Source organism: Actinobacillus arthritidis, assembly GCF_029774155.1.
GTDB classification, from domain to species: Bacteria; Pseudomonadota; Gammaproteobacteria; order Enterobacterales; family Pasteurellaceae; genus Actinobacillus; species Actinobacillus arthritidis.
Genome location: NZ_CP103833.1, coordinates 894,485 through 916,051 on the forward strand (window position 1 = coordinate 894,485; position 21,567 = coordinate 916,051).

The window sequence follows — 21,567 nt, forward strand, 5'->3', positions numbered from 1 at the left end:
TTTTATTAATTAAAAGCTATTTTTTCAATTTTTCCTTTCAAAATGTAGCGAGTCATAAAAATAATTTTCTCAATTAAACGTCTTTCAGGTAGAATAATACCTAGTTTTAACCAAGTGTTGATTAAATAGAGATTCAAATGAAACCAGAAAATAAAGCGAATTTTCAACGAGTTATTCGAGCAACCGGATATTCTCTTAAGGGTCTAAAAGTCGCTTATATTCATGAAGCGGCTTTCCGTCAAGAAGTATGGGTATCAATTATCCTCATTCCTCTTGCCTTATTGATAGGAAATGATGTCATCGAAAAAATATTATTACTTGGTACTGTTTTTTTAGTTTTAATTGCAGAGCTTCTAAATAGTGCCGTAGAATCTGTTGTTGATCGAATCGGCTCGGAATACCATGAATTATCAGGTCGAGCAAAAGATATCGGTTCAGCGACCGTCTTTATGGCGATGGTATTACTGGCAATTACTTGGTTATTCATTCTTATTTTTTAAGGAGAAGGCGATAGATGCGATAGTATAACTATTTTATCTACCGCCTATTTTTTTATATAGTTCAAATGGAGATTATTATGAAATTTAATAAAACTGTCTTGTCTATCGCACTACTTTCAGCAACTTCTGCGATGGCATATCAAGCAGATAAAACCTACTCATTTACACTCTTACATACTAATGATATTCATGGTCACTTTTGGCAAAATGAAAAAGGAGAATATGGTTTAGCCGCACAAAAAACACTGATTGATAGCATCAAAAAAGAAGTTGAAGCTAAAGGTGGTTCTACCATTATTTTAAATGCTGGAGATATTAATACCGGTGTACCAGAATCAGATATGCAAAACGCTCGACCTGATTATGAAGGATTAAATGCAATCGGTTATGAAGCAATGGTATTAGGTAATCATGAATTTGATTTCCCTCTTCAAGTATTAACTATGCAAGAAAAATGGGCAAAATTCCCACTTATTTCAGCAAATGTTATTAATAAAAATACGAATAAAGAATTAGTAAAACCTTACGTAATGCTTGATAAACAGGGTTTAAAAGTGGCTGTTGTCGGTTTAACCACCGAAGATACGGGTAAACTTGGCAATCCTGATGTAACCGAAAATGTGATCTTCAAAGATCCTATCCAAACTGCAAAAGACACACTTACTAAAATTAACCAGACTGAGAAAGCCGATGTGAAAATTGCTTTAACGCATATGGGTTGGTATTTAGATGGAAAACACGGTACCAATGCTCCCGGTGATGTAACAATGGCAAGAACATTGGATAAAGGTTCATTCGATGTCATTATCGGCGGTCATACGCACGATACTGTATGTTTTGATGAACAAGGGCAATTTAAAGCGAAATTTACACCGGGCGAAAGCTGTAAACCTGATTTCCAAAACGGTACTTGGATTATGCAAGCAGGCGAATGGGGGAAATATGTCGGTCGAGCAGATTTTGAATTTAAAAATGGTAAAACCACTTTAGTTAAGTACGAGCTTATTCCAATCAATTTGAAGAAAACGATTAAAAAAGAAGATGGTAAAAAAGAATATCAGCTCTATCAAACAGAAATTAAAGCGGACCAAGCACTTTTTGAGCATCTAAAAAAATATCAAGATGAAGGTGATAAATTATTAGGTGTAAAAGTCGGTGAAGTGAAAGGACACTTGGACGGTAAACGAGAACACGTTCGCTTTGTGCAAACTAATTTAGGCCGCTTAATTGCTCAATCACAAAAAGAACGTGTAAAAGCGGATATCGGTATTATGAACTCTGGCGGTGTCCGTGCTTCTATTGAAGAAGGTAATGTAGCCTATAAAACGCTGTTAACCGTACAACCTTTCGGAAATATGATTTCAACGCTTGATTTAAAAGGTCAAGAATTAATTGATTTCTTAACCGCCATTGCATTAAAAGAAGTCGATACTGGCGGTTATCCTCAGTTTGCAGGCATTTCAATGGTTGTAGACCGTGCGGCAAAAACAATTTCAGATATTAAAATTGCTGGTAAAGCATTTGATCCGAATAAAACTTATAAAGTTTCTATTCCTGATTACTTGACTGCTGGTGGTGACGGCTATCCGGTGATGAAAAAACACCCTAGCTATGTAAATACCGGTTTTATTGACGCCGAAATGCTAAAAAAATACTTCGAAGAAAATAAAGTGATCGATGCAAGTAAATTTGATCCAAAAGACGACGTTATTTTTAAATAATCTATAATACACTCCAAAGCTAAGCAGAAATGCTTAGCTTTTTTTCTACCGATTTACTCAAATTTTTCAGGAAATTTATGGCCAATGACTAATCATATTCAACAAATACAAGATCAATATGGCGAACTACTTAAATTATTACCCAAACTGGAAAATAGTTTAGCTGACTGGCACAAGGCAATTAAACTCAGCCAACAGTTAAGCCTCTTCTACACCTCCCCAGAATGGCTAGATTTATACGACAATGCAAATCACATTAAACTGGATACTCAAGGTAATTACAGTATTTTATCTCAAGATGCTATTTGGAATGTATTAACCGAACAACGAGAACTTACTGAACAAATGAGTAAAATTATTGCATTATTAGACGATTTCCCAAAAGAATAATCGTTTTTGATCTATTTCTCACAACAAGAGTGTCCTACTCAAGATTCCGTATCTGTGCTATGCTAGTCATCACAAACGATTAATCAAAAGGAGATTTGTGATGTCAAAACATCTTACCGAACAACGTTTTATTGATTTTCCAATTCACGAAAATGTTATTGCGGCATTAGATAGCAAAGGATTTGAGTTTTGCACACCAATCCAGGCAAAAACACTACCAATTACACTAGCTGGCAATGATATTGCCGGACAAGCTCAGACTGGTACGGGTAAAACAATGGCGTTTTTGGTTGCAACTTTTCATCATTTACTCAGCAATGATATACAAACCGCAAAACATCAACCTCGTGCATTAATACTCGCCCCGACCCGTGAATTAGCCGTACAAATTGGTTCTGATGCTGAATTATTAGTAAAACATTCCGAGTTAAAATTAGCACTAGCCTATGGCGGTGACGGTTATGAAAAGCAAGTACAAGCTATCGAACAAGGCGTAGATATTTTAGTCGGTACGACTGGCCGAGTAATTGATTACGTAAAACAAGGCATTATCAATTTAGACAAGATACAAGTTGTTGTTTTAGATGAAGCCGATCGTATGTTTGATCTCGGATTCATTAAAGATATTCGTTATCTCATGCGTAAATGTCCAAAACCGGAACAACGTCTAACGATGCTATTTTCCGCAACACTTTCCCCTCGTGTTCGAGAATTAGCTTATGAAGATATGGATAATGCACAATATATCGAAATCGAGCCACTTCAACGCACCGGACATCGTATAAAAGAAGAACTGTTCTATCCGTCTAATGAAGATAAAATGGCTCTTTTACTGACCTTACTCGAAGAAGAATGGCCTGAACGTTGTATGATCTTTGCGAATACTAAGCATAAATGTGAAGAAATTTGGCAATATTTAGGCGCTGACGGACATCGTGTCGGATTACTGACCGGCGATATCGCCCAAAAGAAACGTTTAGCATTATTAGACAGCTTTACTAAAGGTAGCCTAGATATTTTAGTCGCAACTGATGTTGTTGCTCGAGGTTTACATATTCCTGAAGTTACTCATGTATTTAATTATGATTTACCAGATGATCGCGAAGATTACGTACACCGTATCGGGCGAACAGGGCGTGCTGGAGAAAGCGGTCACTCAATCAGCTTTGCCTGCGAACGTTATGCAGTGAATTTACCGGCAATTGAAGAATATATCGGTCATCACATTCCAGTTAGCCAATATGATAGTAGTGCATTATTAAATCTCCCTAAACCTATGCGTTCACGGACTAAGTCTTTTTCACAAAATAAGAAACGTTAAAAAGTTAATACTTGACTTTTATCTAAACCGGTTATTTCACATAACCGGTTTTTTAATGAATATATACACATAATACTTAATAACTTACCCTAATTTTCTTAAAAATTAATCATTATGATCTTTTTTTCATCATTCGAAAAATATTTATAAAATTAGTGTTTGACATCAAGTCCAAAATCCGTAAAATGCACCTCGTTCCTTACGAACTACTCAAATGCGGGAATAGCTCAGTTGGTAGAGCACGACCTTGCCAAGGTCGGGGTCGCGAGTTCGAGCCTCGTTTCCCGCTCCATTTTTAAATCTCTCCTATATGGCGTGTTAGCAAAGCGGTTATGCACTGGATTGCAAATCCATGTAGATCGGTTCGACTCCGGTACACGCCTCCATTATTTATAAAATCAAAATAATACTGATATGGAATTAGATCGTTTTATTATCTATGTATTCATTTTGGGATATCTCTTAATTTTATTTGATCATATTGTACCAGAGGTTTCTAGTATATTTGGCTTAGATGCAGGTAAATTGTTCTTATACTTGCTGATAGCTATCTTAATCTTTACAGCCAGTTAGCTTCGTACATCTCCTCGAAAAATTCATATTTCAATAAATCACTATATTGATAAAAATTGGCTAGTAAACAAAAATTCGGTTATAAAAAACGCCCATAACTTTCGCTATGGGCGATTAATTAGAATATTATAAGACTCAATTTAGCCACTTTTGAGTTTATTTGGCAAAATACGCTGAAATAACTCTCTACTTTTAAGTGGTTGGGAACCTAAATAGGGCTTAAGTGCAATGCGAGTAAAGCGTTTTGTCGCGTGTAAGGTGGCTTTATCAGAAAAATCCAGCTGTTCGAAAGCCAATAAATCTTTACCAAGAAAACTGTAATTATTCTGCAATAATGACGCAATAAAACCTTCGTTTTCTCGAAATTGATAAGTCATTGATGGCGATACCGGATCACCGGTTGCGGCACATACGCTGAAATTCACCCCATAACCCAATGCTTTTAAAGTATGAAATTCAAATACTCTTAACGTTGCTTCAAGGCTATCCGGTTGCGTTGCTAAACGTGTTACGCATTGCAGATAATGCTGAAAGAGTTCCGGATAAGCGGTCCGATTTTCTAATACTCTTGCAAGCACTTCATTTACATAAAAGCCGCTATATAACGCTAAAGTTTGCATTGGTAGAGTTAATGAAGCCGGTTCTGCTTTGATTAGCGTTTTTAGCTCCCCTTTTCCACTCCAACGTAATAATAATGGTGTAAATGGCTGTAGCACCGCTTTTAATGGCGAACGAGGACGTCTTGCACCTTTGGCAAGTAAGGTAATCCGTCCGTGATCTTCGGTAAAAAAGTCCACTAACAAACTTGTTTCACTATATTCACGGCGGTGTAAAACAAATCCTCGATGCCAATTTTCTATCATGATTTATTTCAGAAATTACTCGTCCATATAGCCTAAGCTACGTAATGCACGTTCATCATCTGCCCAACCAGCCTTCACTTTCACCCACAATTCCAAGTGAACTTTGTTATCAAATAAACGTTCCATATCGGCACGGGCTTCAGTACCAATGGTTTTGATTTTTTGACCTTTTGCACCGATTACCATTTTCTTCTGACCTTCACGCTCCACTAAAATCAAACCGTTGATTTCATAAGTGCCACGCTCATTCAGTTTAAATTGTTCGATTTCGACCGTGACCGAATACGGCAATTCTTCACCGGTGAAACGCATCAGTTTCTCACGAATAATTTCAGATGCCATAAAGCGTTGGCTACGGTCAGTAACATATTCTTCAGGGAAATGATGAACCCCTTCACGTAAGGACTTACGTACAATTTTTTGTAGAATATGCACATTTTTACCACGTTGTGCCGAGATTGGTAAAATTTCCGCAAAATCGAATTTTTGCGAAAGCTCGGTAATATGCGGTAATAATTCATCTTTTTCTTTAATATTGTCAACTTTATTAATCGCTAACACTACCGGTGCTTTTGCCGCACGTAATTTATTTAACACCATTTCGTCATCATCAGTCCATTTTGTACCTTCAACCACGAAAATAATTAAATCCACATCACCGATTGCCGAGCTTGTCGCACGATTCATTAAACGGTTGATTGCACGTTTTTCTTCAATGTGAAGTCCCGGTGTATCGACATAAATCGCTTGATATTGATCTTCGGTATGAATACCAACAATACGGTGACGTGTTGTCTGCGCTTTGCGAGAGGTAATCGAAATTTTTTGACCTAAAATTTTATTTAATAATGTTGATTTGCCGACATTCGGACGACCAACAATGGCAATAAAGCCACAATAAGTTTTAGGTTGTTGATTTTGTTCTGTCATTGTTATTCCTTGATGCAGACAGAATACCTTTATTATCTTTTATTCTGCCGCTATAAATTATTTATTTAATTTTACCAGCACTTGTTCAGCGACATTTTGTTCCGCTTTGCGACGGCTGGTACCAACACCGATAAAAGTTTCATCGAATGTTTCAATTTTACAAGTGACCTTAAAGGTTTGATTATGTGCTTCACCTTTAATATCAATCACTTCATAGGTTGGTAACTGTAATTTACGCCCTTGTAAAAACTCTTGTAAGCGTGTTTTCGGATCTTTTTGTGCATCGCCCGGTTTAATCTCCGCTAAAAGATCTTGATACCATAACACAACTTGCTTAATGGCATTTTCCATTCCTGAATCAAGATAAATTGCGGCAATAATCGCTTCTACACAATCAGATAAAATCGATTCCCTGCGGTAGCCACCACTTTTTAATTCGCCCGCACCTAGTTTCATATATTCGCCTAAATCGAATTGACGAGCTAAAATCGCTAACGTTTGTTCACGTACTAATGTTGCTCGCATACGACTTAACTCACCTTCATTTGCTTTAGGAAATTGATCGAATAACGCTCTGCCGATAGCAAAATTTAAAATTGAATCGCCAAGAAATTCCAAGCGTTCATTATTTTTAGCACCCGCACTACGGTGTGTTAATGCTTGTAGAAGATAATCACGGTTTAAAAATTGATAACCGAGTTTTTTCTGTAATCTTTCGAGTTGCATATTATTGATTCTAAAATAAAGTAAAATACAAGCGATTGTATTTTGCCGATATCTTACAAAATAAACCTGCTTGTATTATTACTTATTTAAATATTAGTTGATCGAAGTAAACATTCTATTAAAACGTAAGTAGCTTGGATATTCATTCGGTTTTTTATCTAAACTTAACCAAATAAATGTTGCTTTACCAACTACATTTTGTTCTGGTACGAATCCCCAAAAACGGCTGTCTTCACTATTATCACGATTATCGCCCATCACAAAGTAATGTCCTTCCGGAACAATCCATTCTCCTGAAGGTTGTCCCTCTTGAGCATATAGATACGGTGCATAATTAAATGCAAACGGGTTATTTAAGATTTGATGGGTTACATCACCTTTTTCCGTACGCTCTACTTGCATTTCACCATGATAGAAGAAATCTGCATTTGGCTTACCTTCATCATATTCAAATACGACTTGTTTTCCATCTGTGCCAGTAACCGTCAATTTTTGTGTTTGGGAATCGTATTTAACACGATCTCCACCCACGCCAACGACACGTTTAATGTAATCTACGTGAGCCTGTTTAGGTGCTTTAAATACAATTACATCACCTCGTTCAGGATGACCTGTTTCAATTAAAGTCTTTTGCCAAATCGGATCTTTAATCCCATAACTAAATTTATTAACGACTAAAAAATCTCCGACACGCAAAGTTGGTTCCATTGAGCCACTCGGAATTTGAAAAGGCTCAAAAATAAATGAACGTAACACGGTAACAAAAAATAATACGCCAAATAGTGAAGCAAAAAAATCGCCAATCGCTGAGCGAGGTTGGATTTCTGCTTTTTCTTCCTCAGTTAATGGGCGATTTAAGCGTTTTGATTCTCTTGCCATTGCCGCTTTACGACGCGGATCGGCACTAAATTTATAAAACGTCCAAAATCCACCACAAATCACCACTAATGAAACCAATAAAATAGAGATTGTGTTGGGTAATTGCATTGAATCTAATGTTTTCCAAACACCGTATAAAATGGCGATAAATATAATTGGCATCACTTGTGCCATTGTTTTCTCCCTTATTTATCTATTGAAAACAACGGAATATAGTCGGCAAACTTTTACGAAAATTAACCCGCTTATATTCCGTGATTTCTAGCTATTCCGTGGTAAATGATTAGTCTTTACCTACATGAAGAATCGCTAAGAATGCTTCTTGCGGTACATCTACATTACCAAGAGATTTCATCCGTTTTTTACCCTCTTTTTGTTTTTGTAGAAGTTTTTTCTTACGACTCACGTCACCACCGTAACATTTCGCCAATACGTTTTTGCGTAATTGTTTTACGGTTGAACGGGCAATAATGTGATTACCAATAGCCGCTTGAATCGCAATATCAAATTGCTGGCGTGGAATTAACTCTTTCATTTTTTCTACCAATTCACGACCACGGTAAGGTGCATTATCTTTATGTACGATTAATGCTAACGCATCCACACGATCACCATTGATCATAATATCGACACGCACCATATCTGCGGTTTGGAAACGTTTGAAACCATAATCTAATGATGCATAACCGCGAGAAGTCGATTTTAAGCGGTCGAAGAAATCTAATACCACTTCACCCATTGGGATTTCGTAAGTTAACGCAATTTGATTGCCGTGGTACACCATATTGGTTTGTACGCCACGTTTTTCCACACAAAGGGTAATCACATTACCTAAATACTCTTGCGGCACAAGCATATTACATTCGGCAATCGGCTCACGAATTTCCGCAATATTACTGATTGGCGGTAATTTTGCCGGGCTATCGACATAAATGGTTTCGCCATTGGTTTGAACCACTTCGTAAACTACCGTTGGTGCGGTAGTAATTAAATCGAGATCATATTCACGTTCTAAACGCTCTTGAATGATCTCCATATGTAATAAGCCTAAGAAACCGCAACGGAAACCGAAACCTAATGCGGTTGAGTTTTCTGGTTCATAGAAAAGCGATGCGTCATTCAGACTTAATTTACCTAATGCGTCACGGAATGCCTCATAGTCGTCTGAGCTAATTGGGAATAAACCGGCATAGACTTGCGGTTTAACCTTTTTAAAGCCCGGTAACACTTCGGTTGCCGAATTGTGGTGATGGGTTAAAGTATCGCCCACTGGTGCACCTAAAATATCTTTAATCGCACACACTACCCAACCCACTTCGCCGGTTTTTAATTCTGTGGTATCAACTTGTTTCGGCGTGAAAATACCTAAACGATCAACGTTGTACGATTGACCGGTACTCATTACTTTAATTTTATCGCCTTTTTTGATTGAACCGTTTTTCACACGCACTAAAGACACAACACCTAAATAGTTATCGAACCATGAGTCGATAATCAATGCTTGTAACGGTGCTTCAGGATCGCCTTCCGGTGCCGGGATTTTTTTCACGATGTCTTCTAATACATCTTCGATACCTACACCGGTTTTCGCCGAACAACGTACCGCATCCATCGCATCAATACCAACGATGTCTTCGATTTCTTCCGCCACTCGTTCAGGTTCTGTCGCCGGTAAGTCGATTTTATTTAAAATCGGCACCACTTCTAAATCCATTTCAATCGCGGTATAGCAGTTTGCTAATGTTTGAGCCTCAACCCCTTGACCGGCATCAACCACTAATAATGCACCTTCACAAGCGGCAAGCGAACGAGAAACTTCATAAGAGAAGTCTACGTGTCCCGGTGTGTCGATAAAGTTTAATTGATAAGTTTCACCGTCTTTCGCTTTATAGTTAAGCGTTACGCTCTGGGCTTTGATAGTAATACCGCGTTCACGCTCTAAATCCATCGAGTCTAAAACTTGTGCTTCCATTTCACGATCCGATAAGCCGCAAGTTTGGATTAAACGGTCGGATAACGTTGATTTACCGTGGTCAATGTGAGCAATAATTGAAAAGTTACGAATGTTTTTCATATTCATCGGGCAATAAATGTCCTGTGTTGTAATAAATTTATTTAAAAGGGAAATTAACCGACCAATTCTACTTTAAATCCGTTGCTTTGGAAAGGAAAAGCACAAAAAAGCAAGCGGTCGTTTTTTCGAGAAATTTTACAAAAAATCCGGAAAAAAGACCGCTTGTTCAAGTAACTGTTTACAGTAATAATTTGACTGCTTTTGGAACATCCGACGCTAAACTAATTGCGGTAATCACTGCTACGCCGTCTGCTCCGTTTTGTTTGAGCATTGCTACATGCTCTGATTTCACGCCACCGATAGACACGATCGGCTTGCGAATTCCCGCATCACGGGCTTTTTTGACAAAATCCAAACCAATCGGCGGATTATGCTTTTCTTTGGAATTAGTCGGAAAAACAGGACCTAGTCCGCAATAATCCACCTCAATCATTTGTTCGGAACGCCAAAGATCTTCTAAGGTATTATTCGATAAACCGATAATCAACGGTTTATTCGTCATCTGCCGAATCATGATTGGCAACATATCTTTTTGCCCAACATGCACACCGTCCGCATCAATCTCTATCGCTAATGCTACGTTATCATCCACAATAAACGGAACCTTGTATCGGCGACATAAATCACGGCATTGAATCGCCAATGCTTTTTGGGCTTGTGGCTGAGCTTCTAATGAATTATTACCTTTATCACGAAACTGAAAGCAAGTAATCCCCGCTTGCAATGCTTGTTCTAAAATCAAAAAGAGATTCTTAGCTCGATCTTCAGTCGGCTTAGGGCAATCTTGTGTACCGGCAATAAAATAAAGTTTAAGCATTTGTTGGATATCATGCATAATCATTCCTCTATGAGTAAATCTTGATAAGCCCAATGATTAGTCGGCCCATATCCATAGCCAATATTCAGCGGATGCGAAATTGCCGCACTGATATAGTCTTTTGCAATTTTTATTGCAGTTTCGACCGCTTGTCCTTTGGCTAATTCCGCCGTAACGCAAGCAGAAAACGTACAGCCGGTACCGTGTGTATGACGAGTTGGAAAACGTGGACATTCCAAAATAAAATGAGTCGTTGGAGTAAAAATCCAATCACGGCAATGCGTACTTTGCGAATCCGCCAAATGCCCGCCTTTAATCACCACAGTATTCACACCTAAATCTTGCAATTTTTTTGTCGCCTGATAAGCGGTCGAATCATCGATAATTTTTATACCGGTTAAGGCTTCCGCTTCGGGCAGATTCGGCGTAATCACATCCGCTAACGGTAACAAATACGTTTGTAATGCACTAATCGCATCTTGTTGTAATAGTGGCGTGCCACCTTTGGCGATCATGACTGGATCAAGCACTAATTTACCAAAATTATACTGACATAAAGCATTTGCCACGCACTCAATCACTTCTGCCGTACCTAACATTCCGATTTTAAAGGCTGAGATTTGAAAATCTTCTGCAATTGCTTTGATCTGAGTTTCAATCGTACTTAACGGTACAGAATGAATATCGAATACGCCTAACGTATTTTGAGCAGTAATTGCAGTAAGAACCGAAGTGCCAAAAACGCCTCGCATTTGGAACGTTTTCAGATCCGCCTGAATCCCTGCACCACCACCGCTGTCCGAACCTGCGATGGTTAAAGCCTGACTAATCTTACTCATAAGAGACCCTCCCGTATTTTTCGATTGTATCGGCAGAAAGCGCGCCAAGCTGATCTAATAATGCAATATTGAATGAACCAAATGCATTAGTGGGTAATCCTTTCTCAGCCAATTCACCGGTAATAGCATACGCCGCTACGCCCTCGCAAGTTGCCTCAAAAATTTGACCGTTTGTCGCAACGGCATTAAATGTCGCCAATACAGATCCAAGCAAACAGCCCGAAGCCGTAATCTTGGGAAATAATGGCGTACCATTGGCAATTTTCGCTAAGCGTTTGCCATCGCTGATATAATCAATACTTCCACTAACAGCAACTACACATTGATATTTATTCGCTACATAATGCGCTATCTCTGCAATATTTGCCGTTCCATTACCTGCATCGACCCCTTTAGTTTGCCAATTTAGTTCGGCTAGTGTGGCTATTTCACCTAAGTTTCCCCGAATCACCGAAAAATGAATTTCATCTAACAGTCTCATCACTGTCTGGTAGCGGTAATCCGTTGCGGCAATTCCAACCGGATCCAATACAACAGGGATTTCTGCTTGATTCGCAATTTTCCCAGCTAAACACATCGCTTCCACTTCTGCTGAACTTGCCGTACCAATATTGATAAGGAGTGCATTGCTAATTTTTGCCAAACTTTCAGCTTCTTCAATAGCGGTGGACATTAATGGTGAAGCACCGATAGCGAGTAAGCCATTAGGCGCAAAATGAGCGGCAACCACATTAGTCATATTGTATATAAGAGGATTTTGCTGGCGAATTTGTTCTAAATAATTTGATTTCATATTTATCTCCATGGGTAAGTGTAAAAAATGACGCAAATAGATAAGTCATCCTTACTCAAGGAGGCATAAGATTTCTTATCATGCATAAAAATAAATGCACGCGACTATTCATCTTATTTATCTCAGACACAGATATAACCATTACAGAAATGACTGTGATGGTTTAAATGAATAGCAACAAAAAAATGACAAGAAAAAGGAAAGGGTAAGAGAAATAAAGATTGGCATATTAGTTTCCTACGTCAGTATTAACTGTATCAGGTTCACGGGTTTAATCTCAGCCTCATTGAAGGCACCCCGACTAAAAATTAGTATTAGTCTAAATAACTTACTGAAAAAATCCAACTGGATAATTTCAGAAATGAGAGGAAACTCACATATTTAATCAACAATCGATCTATTTTTATCCATATTAATAGCATTACCAGATATAAAAAAGCGATAATACCTATAAGATATTATCGCTTCTTCTAACACCAATATGTTATCTATTCATTATTTTTAGATTTCCAAATTAATGGATCTACGCCTCGGTGAATTAAATCTTGATGTTCTTCAATCTTAAAGACTGGCTCTTGTCCTGCCTTAATCTGACGAATATAGTCTTTCAATAAACGCCATACGATTGGAGCAAGAATTAAAATGGCAATTAAGTTAATTACTGCCATAGATGCCATTACCGTATCAGCGAATGCCCAAACAATACCACCATCACGTACCGCACCAAAATAAACAAAGAACAACACGATAATTCTAAAGCCCCAAACAAACCAAGGTTTGTTTTTGATATAACGGATATTGGTTTCCGCATACGCATAGTTACCAATAATTGAGGTATAGCAGAATAATAATAAGATGAATGCTAAGAAATGTAAGCCAAATTCACCTAAATGGTATTGCAATGCTGTTTGGGTTAATTCAACGCCTTTTAATGTTTCATTGCCATAGTTATCAGACATTAAAATAATTACTGCGGTACAAGTACAAACCACCATTGTATCGACAAATACGCCTAACATTTGAATTAAGCCTTGGCTTGCAGGATGTTTTGCATCCGAAGTCGTCGCTGAATTTGGTGCAGAACCCATACCCGCTTCATTGGAGAATAAACCACGTTTAATCCCCATTAACATTGTCTTTGATACCAAAGCTCCAAACATACCGCCAGTCGCTGCAGAAAAGTCAAAGGCACTATCAATAATTAGTCCAAGTACTGCCGGAACACGTTCGATATTCATCCCTAAAATGATTACTGCAATAATCAGATAGAATAACGCCATCATTGGCACAACTTTCGCAGACACCTGTCCGATAAGTTTTACCCCACCAGAAATAATGATTCCGGTTACGATAACTAATACTAAACCAACATATTCTCCGTTCCATTCCCATGCTTTACTGGTTGCCGCAACAATAGAATTAGACTGTACAGCATTAAACGCAAAACCAAAGGTAAAAATTAATGTTACAGCAAATGCAATCGCCATCGGCTTAAATTTTAAACCGCGTGTAATATAATATGCTGGACCGCCTCGGAACATACCATTCGGATCGCGAGTTTTATATAACTGTGCTAATGATGATTCTGCAAATGCCGAACTCATTCCCATTAACGCTGTTATCCACATCCAAAATACCGCCCCCGGACCGCCTAAAGCAATTGCCGTTGCCACACCACCGATATTACCCACGCCAACACGGCTAGCTAAGCCGGTTGTAAACGCTTGGAAAGGTGTTAAAGATTCACCTTCTGCCGAACGGCCTCCCCACATTTCACGTAAACTGCGAGGTAATAATCGAAGTTGAACAAAACCGGTCGTAATCGTAAAAAAGAGTCCTGTTCCTAAAAGAATCAAAATCGTAATATCCCATAGCGGACCATCAATCGTATTCACGATCCACGTCAGGACATTTTCAAAACCTGAAACAATAAAATCCATCAAAGACCTCTATAATGTAAAAAATAAAAAACGAAAACGTTTGCATTTTAATGATTTTTTAACGTTTGAAAAGTTTTTTCAATCTTTTCAATAAATAAAATTTATCGTTTTAACAATCCACCGTTTGAAACGGCATCAATAAAGCTACTATGAAAAAGTATCATACCCAAAATCATTAATGCGATACCGGCACAAACTCTTAATCCTAACGAAAAATATTGATTCGTTTGTGTCGAAAAATACCAAGAACTTAACCCTATCGCTTTATTGCGGGCCAAAAGTACCAGCCATGCCAAAAGACTCAAGGTCATACCTGTGCCGATTGCCATGACTAATGCGGCTAAAACTCCCCACCAATATAAATCTAAAGTGTAAGCTAAAAATAGAACTAAAATTGCGCCGGAACAGGGTCTAGCCCCAATACTCATAATAATCAGCCATTTACTTTTCCAATCGTTTAAACGTTGCATTTGTTCAGCTGAAGGAAGGTGTTGGTGTCCACAACCGCAATGCTCAGCATGTATATGCAGGGAAGGCTGTACCAGCGGTGTAATTTTGTCATTTTTTTGCAAATTTACAGCCGTTATACGGCTAATTTTAGGTATTGATTTTACTTTTGGGCGTAATGCTCGAATAGCATTAATACACCAGTAAAAACCAAATAAGATCATTAAAAGGAAACTGCCACGCTCAATCCATTTCAAGGTTAAATTGAAATAATGGCGAGAAAGCGTAAACATAACAATAATTATCGAAACTAAACATACAGCCACCAAACCTTGCACTAGAGCAGAAAGTAAACTGATATTCATTGCCTGTCGCAATTCTGTTTTCTCTAGTGAAAGGTAACTGGTTAAAATAAACTTACCATGACCAGGCCCAACTGCGTGAAACACGCCATATAAGAAACTGATTACAATTAATGTAATACCCGCCTGTCGACTATTTTCTGCTAAGGCGGAAAGAGAACCGGATAATTGCTGATTAAACGCCCTCTGCCATTCCATTACTTTAAAAAGTAAGAAAGGATAACTTTGGTAAAGGGTAAAAATCAGACAAAAAATGACCGCTATCCATAGCGACCCTTTTGCTTTTATTCGCATACCGCCACCACTTTCTGAGCAAATTGCGCACCTAATGAATTACCGTCTTCGTCCGGCATATCCGGTGTTTGCGTTTTATCTAAACTTGAAGCATATAAACGCAATGACTGATTCACTTGTGGCTGTTCTAAAGATACTTTACATTCTTGATTACTAATACTTAAATCCTGTTTATTATTATATTCCATCGCCATATAGTAACTCGGTTCATAAGTATAAAAACGTACCGGATTATTTGTTAAATCATAAGGCTGACTTAAGTAAAAAGTAACATAAAAAACCACACGTTTATCTGCAATTCTAAATGTGGTATCACTCGGTTTGGTCGTAAACTTTAACGGTTCGTTCTTTGCATTATATAAATAGCTAAAATAATGATTTTCGATCACCGTTTGTACCATTTCTGCTGTAATGGATTTTTTAGTTGCTTCTCTATCAGAGCTACTTTTTACCTCATAAATTAACTCTGCCGAAGCGATCTCATCCATCGTCCACTCCATTTGGAAACCTTTTAAAGTCGTCCCCTCTAATAACACTTCATTTTTAAGATCAATAAAAGAATGAGGATGGGCAATAGCTTGTGATGTAATACATGAAATTAAACAAATAAGTATAAATTTAATCAACTTCATTCAATTCTCCTTATAAAAACAAAAAAGCGAACAAGTTACCCTGTTCGCTTTTTTAAAATAAAGTGAGTTGGTCGATAAGCCGAGTTCTGTCGCGGACAATCATTCCTCTAGGCTTGCATTCACACACAAGCTCAAGCAACCTACCCGAACTCTGGACGGGCCATCCATTGAGTTCCTATTTGGTCTTGCTACGAGTGGAGTTTACCGTGCCGTGGAATATTGCTACCCACGCGGTGCGCTCTTACCGCACCCTTTCACCCTTACCTGCACTAATGTACATCGGCGGTTTGCTCTCTGTTGCACTGGTCGTCGGTTCACACCGCCCAGACGTTATCTGGCACTCTGCCCTATGTAGCTCGGACTTTCCTCTCGTTTACTTGTCCCACTAGGTCGTTCTTACGAACAATTAAGGGCTTCAATAAACCAGCGATTGTCTAACCAACTCAGAATAGCGAGTATAGCGGATTTACAAAGTTTTGCCAATAATTAACCGCTTGTTTGGTAAATTATTGGCAAATAAAAAAGGATTAAGCTCCGAAGAACTTAATCCCATTTATAATCTTCATTACGAACTAAAATTAAGCACGTTTGAAGTCCAAGTGAACTAATTTTGGCTTAGTTGGGTGACGTTGAATCGCTTGTACTTTAACTTGCTCTTCTTTACCCGCTACAACGATAGTTAATACTTCGTTATAGAACGCATCGTGTGCTTGTGCGTTGTTTACTTTATCGTGATCTAAGATGATTGATACAGGCTCTGCGTTACCACCGTAGATGATTGCAGGAACTTGACCATTGTGACGCAGGCGGCTCGCACCCTTACCTTGCGCAGAACGAACTTCAGCTTCAAATTTGAATGACATTGTTTGATTCTCTTAAAGTAAAAAGGAACATAACGTTCCGTGAATATAAAAAATAGCAGGCGACCCAGCTATTTCACAAAAGAATTTCGACTAAAAAAGTCGAGTGCGTATTCTACGCATTTTTCTAACAAAATGCAAAACAAAAAGAGGCGAATAGTATCGCCTCTTTTCATTATTTAAACAATTAAGCTACAAGTGCTTTTACTTGTTTTGCATACGCATCCCAATCGGTAATCGGGCGAGTTGCCACGCCTGAATCCATTGCCGCTTTCGCAACCGCTGATGAAACCGCCACAATTAAACGTGGGTCAAATGGAGTTGGAATTACATAATCTGGGCCGAATGACAATTCACCGTAAGTTGATAATACTTCAAATGGAACCGGCTCTTTCGCTAAATCCGCAATTGCGTGTGCCGCCATTTTCATTTCTTCATTAATAGTGGTTGCACCTACGTCTAATGCACCACGGAATAAGAATGGGAAGCAAAGCACGTTATTTACTTGGTTCGGATAATCTGAACGACCGGTACATACGATCGCATCCGCACGTACAGCTTTTGCTTCGTGTGGTGTTGTCTCCGGCACTGGATTTGCTAATGCAAGAATTAACGGATCTTTTGCCATGGTTTTGATCATCTCTTGGCTTAATGCACCCGCTTTAGAACAGCCTAAGAATACGTCCGCACCCGCTACTGCATCCGCAAGCGTACGCCAACCGTTATCTTCAATCGCATAGAATTGTTTGGTTTCATCCATATTATCGCCACGACCTTGGTAAATCACTCCTTTAGAATCGCACATCGTAATATTTTCTTTTTTGAAACCTAATGAGCGTAATAGGTTGGTACAAGCAATTGCAGATGCGCCCGCGCCGTTAACTACTAAACGAACTTCACTAATATCTTTCCCCACGATTTGTAAACCGTTTACAGTCGCTGCGCCTACGATAATAGCCGTACCGTGTTGGTCGTCATGGAATACAGGAATGCCCATACGCTCACGTAATTTTTTCTCAATATAGAAACATTCCGGCGCTTTAATATCTTCTAAGTTGATCCCACCGAAAGTTGGCTCTAACGATGCAATAATATCGACTAATTTATCCGGATCATGTTCGTTAATTTCGATATCAAATACATCAACACCGGCAAATTTTTTGAATAATACACCCTTACCTTCCATTACCGGTTTAGACGCTAATGCACCGATATTACCTAAACCAAGTACGGCTGTACCGTTTGAAATTACTGCCACTAAGTTACCACGAGCGGTATAACGACGAGTCGCTGAAGGATCTTTTTCAATTTCTAAGCAAGGTTCTGCTACACCTGGAGAATACGCTAATGCTAAATCATGTTGTGTTGAAAGAGATTTGGTTGGCGTAACAGAAATTTTTCCCGGTACTGGAAATTCATGGAAGTCTAATGCTTGTTGTTTTAAATCGCTCATGGATACATCCTTTAACATAATATAATTGATGATGTGTTTAGTTATTAATATAGAAGATAATCACTTACTTATCTCTATACTATTCAAAAACGTCTTGATTGTACTGCAAAATTTAGCATTTTTGTGTGATTTAGATCTAATTTTTAACATTAGTTTAAACTTAACAAAAAAACTACTCGAATTAGGTATGAACATTCCCTATCTAATTGATAGAAAGAAGGCAACTAATGCCAGTAAATCCGCACTACCGCCACAGCTAATATTACGGTGGATACATTCGTTATCAAGTTTTTCTAAAGCGGAAATCATTTCTGATTTAGTAGTCGCATTGCGTAAAATTTCAGCCGCTTGCTGTTTCACAAAAGTTAAACCATCCATTCCACCTCGATGCACCACATTCGTATCATCATTATGTGCCATCAACCATAAGAAAATTTGATGTAAATCCGGCTGTGCTTGGTTTCCGAATTGTGCCAAACAATGAACGACCGTCCTCAACCCGCTCTCTGCTTCACCTCTTGCACCGGTTAAACCATATTCTCGATATAATTTGACGCCATGTGTAAGCGGTAGATTTTCAGGATAATTTTGCAATTCCGCTGTGAGTCCTTTTGCAAATTGTGCCACTAAATCAAAAAGTTGTGAAAGTTCCACATTGTCACCGGCATTATTCATATACAAACGTCCGATAGCACAACAAACCAATCCAAAAGCAAAAATCGCACCTTTATGGGTATTTACTCCATTGGTTACCTGTAACATCGCATTTTCGGCGACCATACCAAGCGGTCGAATTTCTGACAAAATTTGCGATTTAGGCAATACACTTGCTTCAATTCCCTTCAAAACGAATTGTGCAAAAAACGGACGTAAGGCACATGCACTACGCTCAAAGGTTTGCACATTCATATCCTTATGCGAACCATTATTTCGACGGTCAACCAAACCGGGTTTCGGCGTAAGATACACTTCTTGTAAAAGCGACTGATAAGTCGCTTCTGCGATCTGCTGTGCGAAGAAATCGTCTGAAGCACGTTGTTGCATCTGTGTAAGAATTTGTTCGATAGAATGTGTACGTGATCTGGCACAAAGTTTGGCATTTTCTGCACAACATAAACAAGAGCGAGGAGGGAAACCCAATGCTGTCCGATTCAATAATTCTCCATTTGGAGTGACAACATCAATATCCCACAAACGGGCAAGCGGTGAGCTATCTTCTAATTCAATACAGGCCTTTTTTAACGTTACCGCGTCAATCGGCAACACAAAGATCGCCTCATGCCCTGTAACGAGCGGACGAATAAACTCCACAGTCGGTGAAATATCTAATTTTTTAAATAAAGCACTCAGATTTTCCAAACATCTTGCAAAAATATAATCGAGCAATTCGTTTTTCTTCACCCCACCTACGGCGGTTAAAGTGACGGACAATAACGTTTGCTGATATTTTTCAAGGCATTCTTGTTGTAAGAATGCACGTTCCTCACGTGCTGTTAATAGCTGTTCGAGAGAAATTTCTTCGCCTTCGAGAGAAAAGTTTTTACAAAATTTTTGGGAAATCATACCGCTTGTGACTTATCGATAAATAGGAATAAAAAAGGCGTGCTCGGCACGCCCTACAATAACAATAGTATAGCAATTATTCTTTTACTGCATATACCGCATCAATTACCGAACCATCACGATAACGTACTACCGCTACCGGTTGATCAGTTACCTCAATTTCTTTCGGTTTACCTGTGATACTGTATGCACGTTCACAAAGTTGCTCGATTGTGAATAATTCCACGCCCGCTTCGGTTAATTTTTCAATTAAATCCGGGCGTTTCGGGTTCACTGCCACACCATGATCAGTCACTAAAATATCAATGTTTTCACCCGGCGTTACGCACGTTAATACGTTTTCTACCACACAAGGGATACGACCACGTACTAATGGCGCAACAATGATCGCTACTTGTGCTGATGAGGCTGTGTCACAATGTCCACCTGACGCACCACGAATCACGCCGTCTGAACCGGTTAATACGTTGACGTTGAATTTCGTATCGATTTCAAGTGCTGAAAGTACCACGATATCTAAACGTTCAACCGATGCACCTTTTGAACTGAAGTTTGCATATTGGTTTGCTGATACTTCAATATGATTTGGGTTGCGAGCTAATGACTCCGCCGCATCTTTATCGAATGATTGTACGTCGATTAATTTTTTGATTAAACCAGCCTCGTGTAATGCTACCATGGTTGAAGTGATACCGCCTAAACCAAAACTTGCCGTAATATTTTCACGACGCATTTTATCTTCTAAGAAGCGTGTTACCGCAAGTGATGCACCACCGGTACCAGTTTGGAATGAGAAACCGTCTTTGAAATAACCTGAACCGAAAATCACTTCCGCACATTTGCGAGCAATTAAAAGTTCACGTGGGTTTGTGGTCATACGGGTTGCACCACCACCGATTTTTTTCGGATCGCCCACTTCATCAACTTGAACGATTAAATCCACTTGGTCTTGTGTAATACTTGCCGGATTTAACGGATATTCACCAAACTCTTCAGTTAAAAGCACCACTTTGTCCGCATATTCCGCATCAATACGGGCATAGCCTAAAGAACCGCATTTGCTTTTACCGCTAAAGCCGTTTGCATTACCGAATTTATCGCACATTGGCACACCTAAGAATGCTACGTCGATTTTTAATTCACCCGATTTTACTAAGTGAACACGACCACCGTGCGAATGGATATTTACTGGTTCTTTTAAAATCCCTTTCGAAATTTCGTCCGCTAATTTGCCACGAATACCTGATGAGTAAATTTTCGTTACTACACCGTTTTTAATGTGTTCAATGATTGGGAAATGGCTGTCAATTAATGAACTTGAAGCAAGTGTTAAGTTTTTGAAACCCATTGCCGCAATTTTTTCCATCACCATATTCACGACAAAATCGCCTGCACGGAATGCGTGGTGGAATGAAATGGTCATACCATCTTTTAAACCTGAACGGCGAATTGCGTCTTCGAGACTATCGCACACCTTACGGTCTTTTGCGGTACGAACGAGTGATTCTGCTTTCGGTACAGCTTGGTAAACCGGTTTGCCACCATTAAATTTTGCGATACGTTGTTCTCTTGTTGTCATAGCGGTTCCCC

Annotated in this window: 19 protein-coding genes, 2 tRNA genes, 1 other RNA gene and 1 riboswitch; of the genes, 6 read left to right on the top strand and 16 right to left on the bottom strand. The window is 38.8% G+C overall.

Going from position 1 to position 21,567, the window contains the following annotated elements:
- The first annotated feature begins 137 nt into the window (after positions 1-137).
- The 6 genes from NYR89_RS04185 (at position 138) to NYR89_RS04210 (ending at position 4,318) form a co-directional block, all read left to right on the top strand.
- Positions 138-500 carry a diacylglycerol kinase gene (locus NYR89_RS04185; protein WP_279446466.1) on the top strand — a complete coding sequence of 121 codons (363 nt, stop codon included), beginning with the start codon at positions 138-140 and terminating at the stop codon, positions 498-500.
- 77 nt (positions 501-577) lie between these two features.
- Positions 578-2,221 (top strand): bifunctional UDP-sugar hydrolase/5'-nucleotidase UshA, encoded by a 1,644-nt coding sequence (gene ushA, locus NYR89_RS04190; protein WP_279446468.1) that lies wholly within the window; start codon positions 578-580, stop codon positions 2,219-2,221.
- 84 nt (positions 2,222-2,305) lie between these two features.
- On the top strand, positions 2,306-2,611 hold the full coding sequence (locus NYR89_RS04195) for a DUF4298 domain-containing protein (RefSeq protein WP_279446469.1): 306 nt from the start codon (positions 2,306-2,308) through the stop codon (positions 2,609-2,611).
- Positions 2,612-2,711: 100 nt separating this feature from the next.
- Positions 2,712-3,932, top strand: a complete 1,221-nt coding sequence (gene rhlB / locus NYR89_RS04200) for an ATP-dependent RNA helicase RhlB (protein ID WP_279446470.1) — start codon at positions 2,712-2,714, stop codon at positions 3,930-3,932.
- 216 nt (positions 3,933-4,148) lie between these two features.
- Positions 4,149-4,224, top strand: a tRNA-Gly gene (locus NYR89_RS04205).
- A gap of 20 nt (positions 4,225-4,244) precedes the next feature.
- Positions 4,245-4,318 (top strand) — tRNA-Cys (locus NYR89_RS04210).
- A 327-nt stretch (positions 4,319-4,645) separates the two neighbouring features.
- On the opposite strand, the gene recO is transcribed toward NYR89_RS04210, so the two are convergent.
- The 16 genes from recO to citF form a co-directional block, all read right to left on the bottom strand.
- A complete protein-coding gene (gene recO, locus NYR89_RS04215) occupies positions 4,646-5,368 on the bottom strand; it encodes a DNA repair protein RecO (protein WP_279446471.1) in 723 nt (240 codons plus the stop codon).
- Positions 5,369-5,383: 15 nt separating this feature from the next.
- The gene (gene era, locus NYR89_RS04220; RefSeq protein WP_279446472.1) at positions 5,384-6,298 is read right to left on the bottom strand and encodes a GTPase Era; all 915 of its coding nucleotides are present in this window, start codon (positions 6,296-6,298) and stop codon (positions 5,384-5,386) included.
- 57 nt (positions 6,299-6,355) lie between these two features.
- A complete protein-coding gene (gene rnc, locus NYR89_RS04225) occupies positions 6,356-7,024 on the bottom strand; it encodes a ribonuclease III (protein ID WP_279446473.1) in 669 nt (222 codons plus the stop codon).
- A 93-nt stretch (positions 7,025-7,117) separates the two neighbouring features.
- A complete protein-coding gene (gene lepB / locus NYR89_RS04230) occupies positions 7,118-8,077 on the bottom strand; it encodes a signal peptidase I (RefSeq protein WP_279446474.1) in 960 nt (319 codons plus the stop codon).
- Between the two features lie 109 nt (positions 8,078-8,186).
- Positions 8,187-9,977: a translation elongation factor 4 gene (gene lepA / locus NYR89_RS04235; RefSeq protein ID WP_279446639.1), complete on the bottom strand. Its 1,791-nt coding sequence runs from the start codon at positions 9,975-9,977 to the stop codon at positions 8,187-8,189.
- A gap of 178 nt (positions 9,978-10,155) precedes the next feature.
- Positions 10,156-10,812: a thiamine phosphate synthase gene (gene thiE / locus NYR89_RS04240; protein ID WP_279446475.1), complete on the bottom strand. Its 657-nt coding sequence runs from the start codon at positions 10,810-10,812 to the stop codon at positions 10,156-10,158.
- 2 nt (positions 10,813-10,814) lie between these two features.
- Positions 10,815-11,633, bottom strand: a complete 819-nt coding sequence (gene thiD, locus NYR89_RS04245) for a bifunctional hydroxymethylpyrimidine kinase/phosphomethylpyrimidine kinase (protein WP_279446476.1) — start codon at positions 11,631-11,633, stop codon at positions 10,815-10,817.
- Positions 11,626-12,426 (bottom strand): hydroxyethylthiazole kinase, encoded by an 801-nt coding sequence (gene thiM, locus NYR89_RS04250; RefSeq protein WP_279446477.1) that lies wholly within the window; start codon positions 12,424-12,426, stop codon positions 11,626-11,628. The genes thiD and thiM overlap by 8 nt, the downstream gene beginning before the upstream one ends.
- Positions 12,427-12,643: 217 nt before the next feature.
- Positions 12,644-12,736: riboswitch (TPP riboswitch) on the bottom strand.
- Between the two features lie 178 nt (positions 12,737-12,914).
- Positions 12,915-14,366 (bottom strand): alanine/glycine:cation symporter family protein, encoded by a 1,452-nt coding sequence (locus tag NYR89_RS04255; RefSeq protein ID WP_279446478.1) that lies wholly within the window; start codon positions 14,364-14,366, stop codon positions 12,915-12,917.
- A gap of 101 nt (positions 14,367-14,467) precedes the next feature.
- Positions 14,468-15,469, bottom strand: a complete 1,002-nt coding sequence (locus NYR89_RS04260; RefSeq protein ID WP_279446479.1) for a nickel/cobalt transporter — start codon at positions 15,467-15,469, stop codon at positions 14,468-14,470.
- Positions 15,460-16,101 carry a DUF1007 family protein gene (locus NYR89_RS04265; protein ID WP_279446480.1) on the bottom strand — a complete coding sequence of 214 codons (642 nt, stop codon included), beginning with the start codon at positions 16,099-16,101 and terminating at the stop codon, positions 15,460-15,462. The genes NYR89_RS04260 and NYR89_RS04265 overlap by 10 nt, the downstream gene beginning before the upstream one ends.
- Positions 16,102-16,160: 59 nt before the next feature.
- An RNA gene (rnpB, locus tag NYR89_RS04270) (RNase P RNA component class A) lies at positions 16,161-16,547 on the bottom strand.
- A gap of 132 nt (positions 16,548-16,679) precedes the next feature.
- A complete protein-coding gene (gene rplY, locus NYR89_RS04275) occupies positions 16,680-16,964 on the bottom strand; it encodes a 50S ribosomal protein L25 (RefSeq protein WP_279446481.1) in 285 nt (94 codons plus the stop codon).
- Positions 16,965-17,148: 184 nt separating this feature from the next.
- A complete protein-coding gene (locus NYR89_RS04280; protein ID WP_279446482.1) occupies positions 17,149-18,414 on the bottom strand; it encodes a malic enzyme-like NAD(P)-binding protein in 1,266 nt (421 codons plus the stop codon).
- A gap of 198 nt (positions 18,415-18,612) precedes the next feature.
- A complete protein-coding gene (gene citG, locus NYR89_RS04285) occupies positions 18,613-19,977 on the bottom strand; it encodes a triphosphoribosyl-dephospho-CoA synthase CitG (protein ID WP_279446483.1) in 1,365 nt (454 codons plus the stop codon).
- A 76-nt stretch (positions 19,978-20,053) separates the two neighbouring features.
- Positions 20,054-21,556: a citrate lyase subunit alpha gene (gene citF / locus NYR89_RS04290; RefSeq protein WP_279446484.1), complete on the bottom strand. Its 1,503-nt coding sequence runs from the start codon at positions 21,554-21,556 to the stop codon at positions 20,054-20,056.
- Positions 21,557-21,567 lie beyond the last annotated feature (11 nt).

Excerpts from the sequence above, each read along its gene's own strand:
- NYR89_RS04255 (WP_279446478.1), bottom strand. The coding sequence starts at position 14,366 with ATGGATTTTATTGTTTCAGGTTTTGAAAATGTCCTGACGTGGATCGTG.
- NYR89_RS04280 (WP_279446482.1), bottom strand. The coding sequence starts at position 18,414 with ATGAGCGATTTAAAACAACAAGCATTAGACTTCCATGAATTTCCAGTA.
- citG (WP_279446483.1), bottom strand. The coding sequence starts at position 19,977 with ATGATTTCCCAAAAATTTTGTAAAAACTTTTCTCTCGAAGGCGAAGAA.
- recO (WP_279446471.1), bottom strand. The coding sequence starts at position 5,368 with ATGATAGAAAATTGGCATCGAGGATTTGTTTTACACCGCCGTGAATAT.
- thiM (WP_279446477.1), bottom strand. The coding sequence starts at position 12,426 with ATGAAATCAAATTATTTAGAACAAATTCGCCAGCAAAATCCTCTTATA.
- lepA (WP_279446639.1), bottom strand. The coding sequence starts at position 9,977 with ATGAAAAACATTCGTAACTTTTCAATTATTGCTCACATTGACCACGGT.
- rplY (WP_279446481.1), bottom strand. The coding sequence starts at position 16,964 with ATGTCATTCAAATTTGAAGCTGAAGTTCGTTCTGCGCAAGGTAAGGGT.
- NYR89_RS04195 (WP_279446469.1), top strand. The coding sequence starts at position 2,306 with ATGACTAATCATATTCAACAAATACAAGATCAATATGGCGAACTACTT.
- era (WP_279446472.1), bottom strand. The coding sequence starts at position 6,298 with ATGACAGAACAAAATCAACAACCTAAAACTTATTGTGGCTTTATTGCC.
- rhlB (WP_279446470.1), top strand. The coding sequence starts at position 2,712 with ATGTCAAAACATCTTACCGAACAACGTTTTATTGATTTTCCAATTCAC.
- NYR89_RS04260 (WP_279446479.1), bottom strand. The coding sequence starts at position 15,469 with ATGCGAATAAAAGCAAAAGGGTCGCTATGGATAGCGGTCATTTTTTGT.
- thiE (WP_279446475.1), bottom strand. The coding sequence starts at position 10,812 with ATGCATGATATCCAACAAATGCTTAAACTTTATTTTATTGCCGGTACA.
- ushA (WP_279446468.1), top strand. The coding sequence starts at position 578 with ATGAAATTTAATAAAACTGTCTTGTCTATCGCACTACTTTCAGCAACT.
- thiD (WP_279446476.1), bottom strand. The coding sequence starts at position 11,633 with ATGAGTAAGATTAGTCAGGCTTTAACCATCGCAGGTTCGGACAGCGGT.
- lepB (WP_279446474.1), bottom strand. The coding sequence starts at position 8,077 with ATGGCACAAGTGATGCCAATTATATTTATCGCCATTTTATACGGTGTT.
- rnc (WP_279446473.1), bottom strand. The coding sequence starts at position 7,024 with ATGCAACTCGAAAGATTACAGAAAAAACTCGGTTATCAATTTTTAAAC.
- NYR89_RS04265 (WP_279446480.1), bottom strand. The coding sequence starts at position 16,101 with ATGAAGTTGATTAAATTTATACTTATTTGTTTAATTTCATGTATTACA.
- citF (WP_279446484.1), bottom strand. The coding sequence starts at position 21,556 with ATGACAACAAGAGAACAACGTATCGCAAAATTTAATGGTGGCAAACCG.
- NYR89_RS04185 (WP_279446466.1), top strand. The coding sequence starts at position 138 with ATGAAACCAGAAAATAAAGCGAATTTTCAACGAGTTATTCGAGCAACC.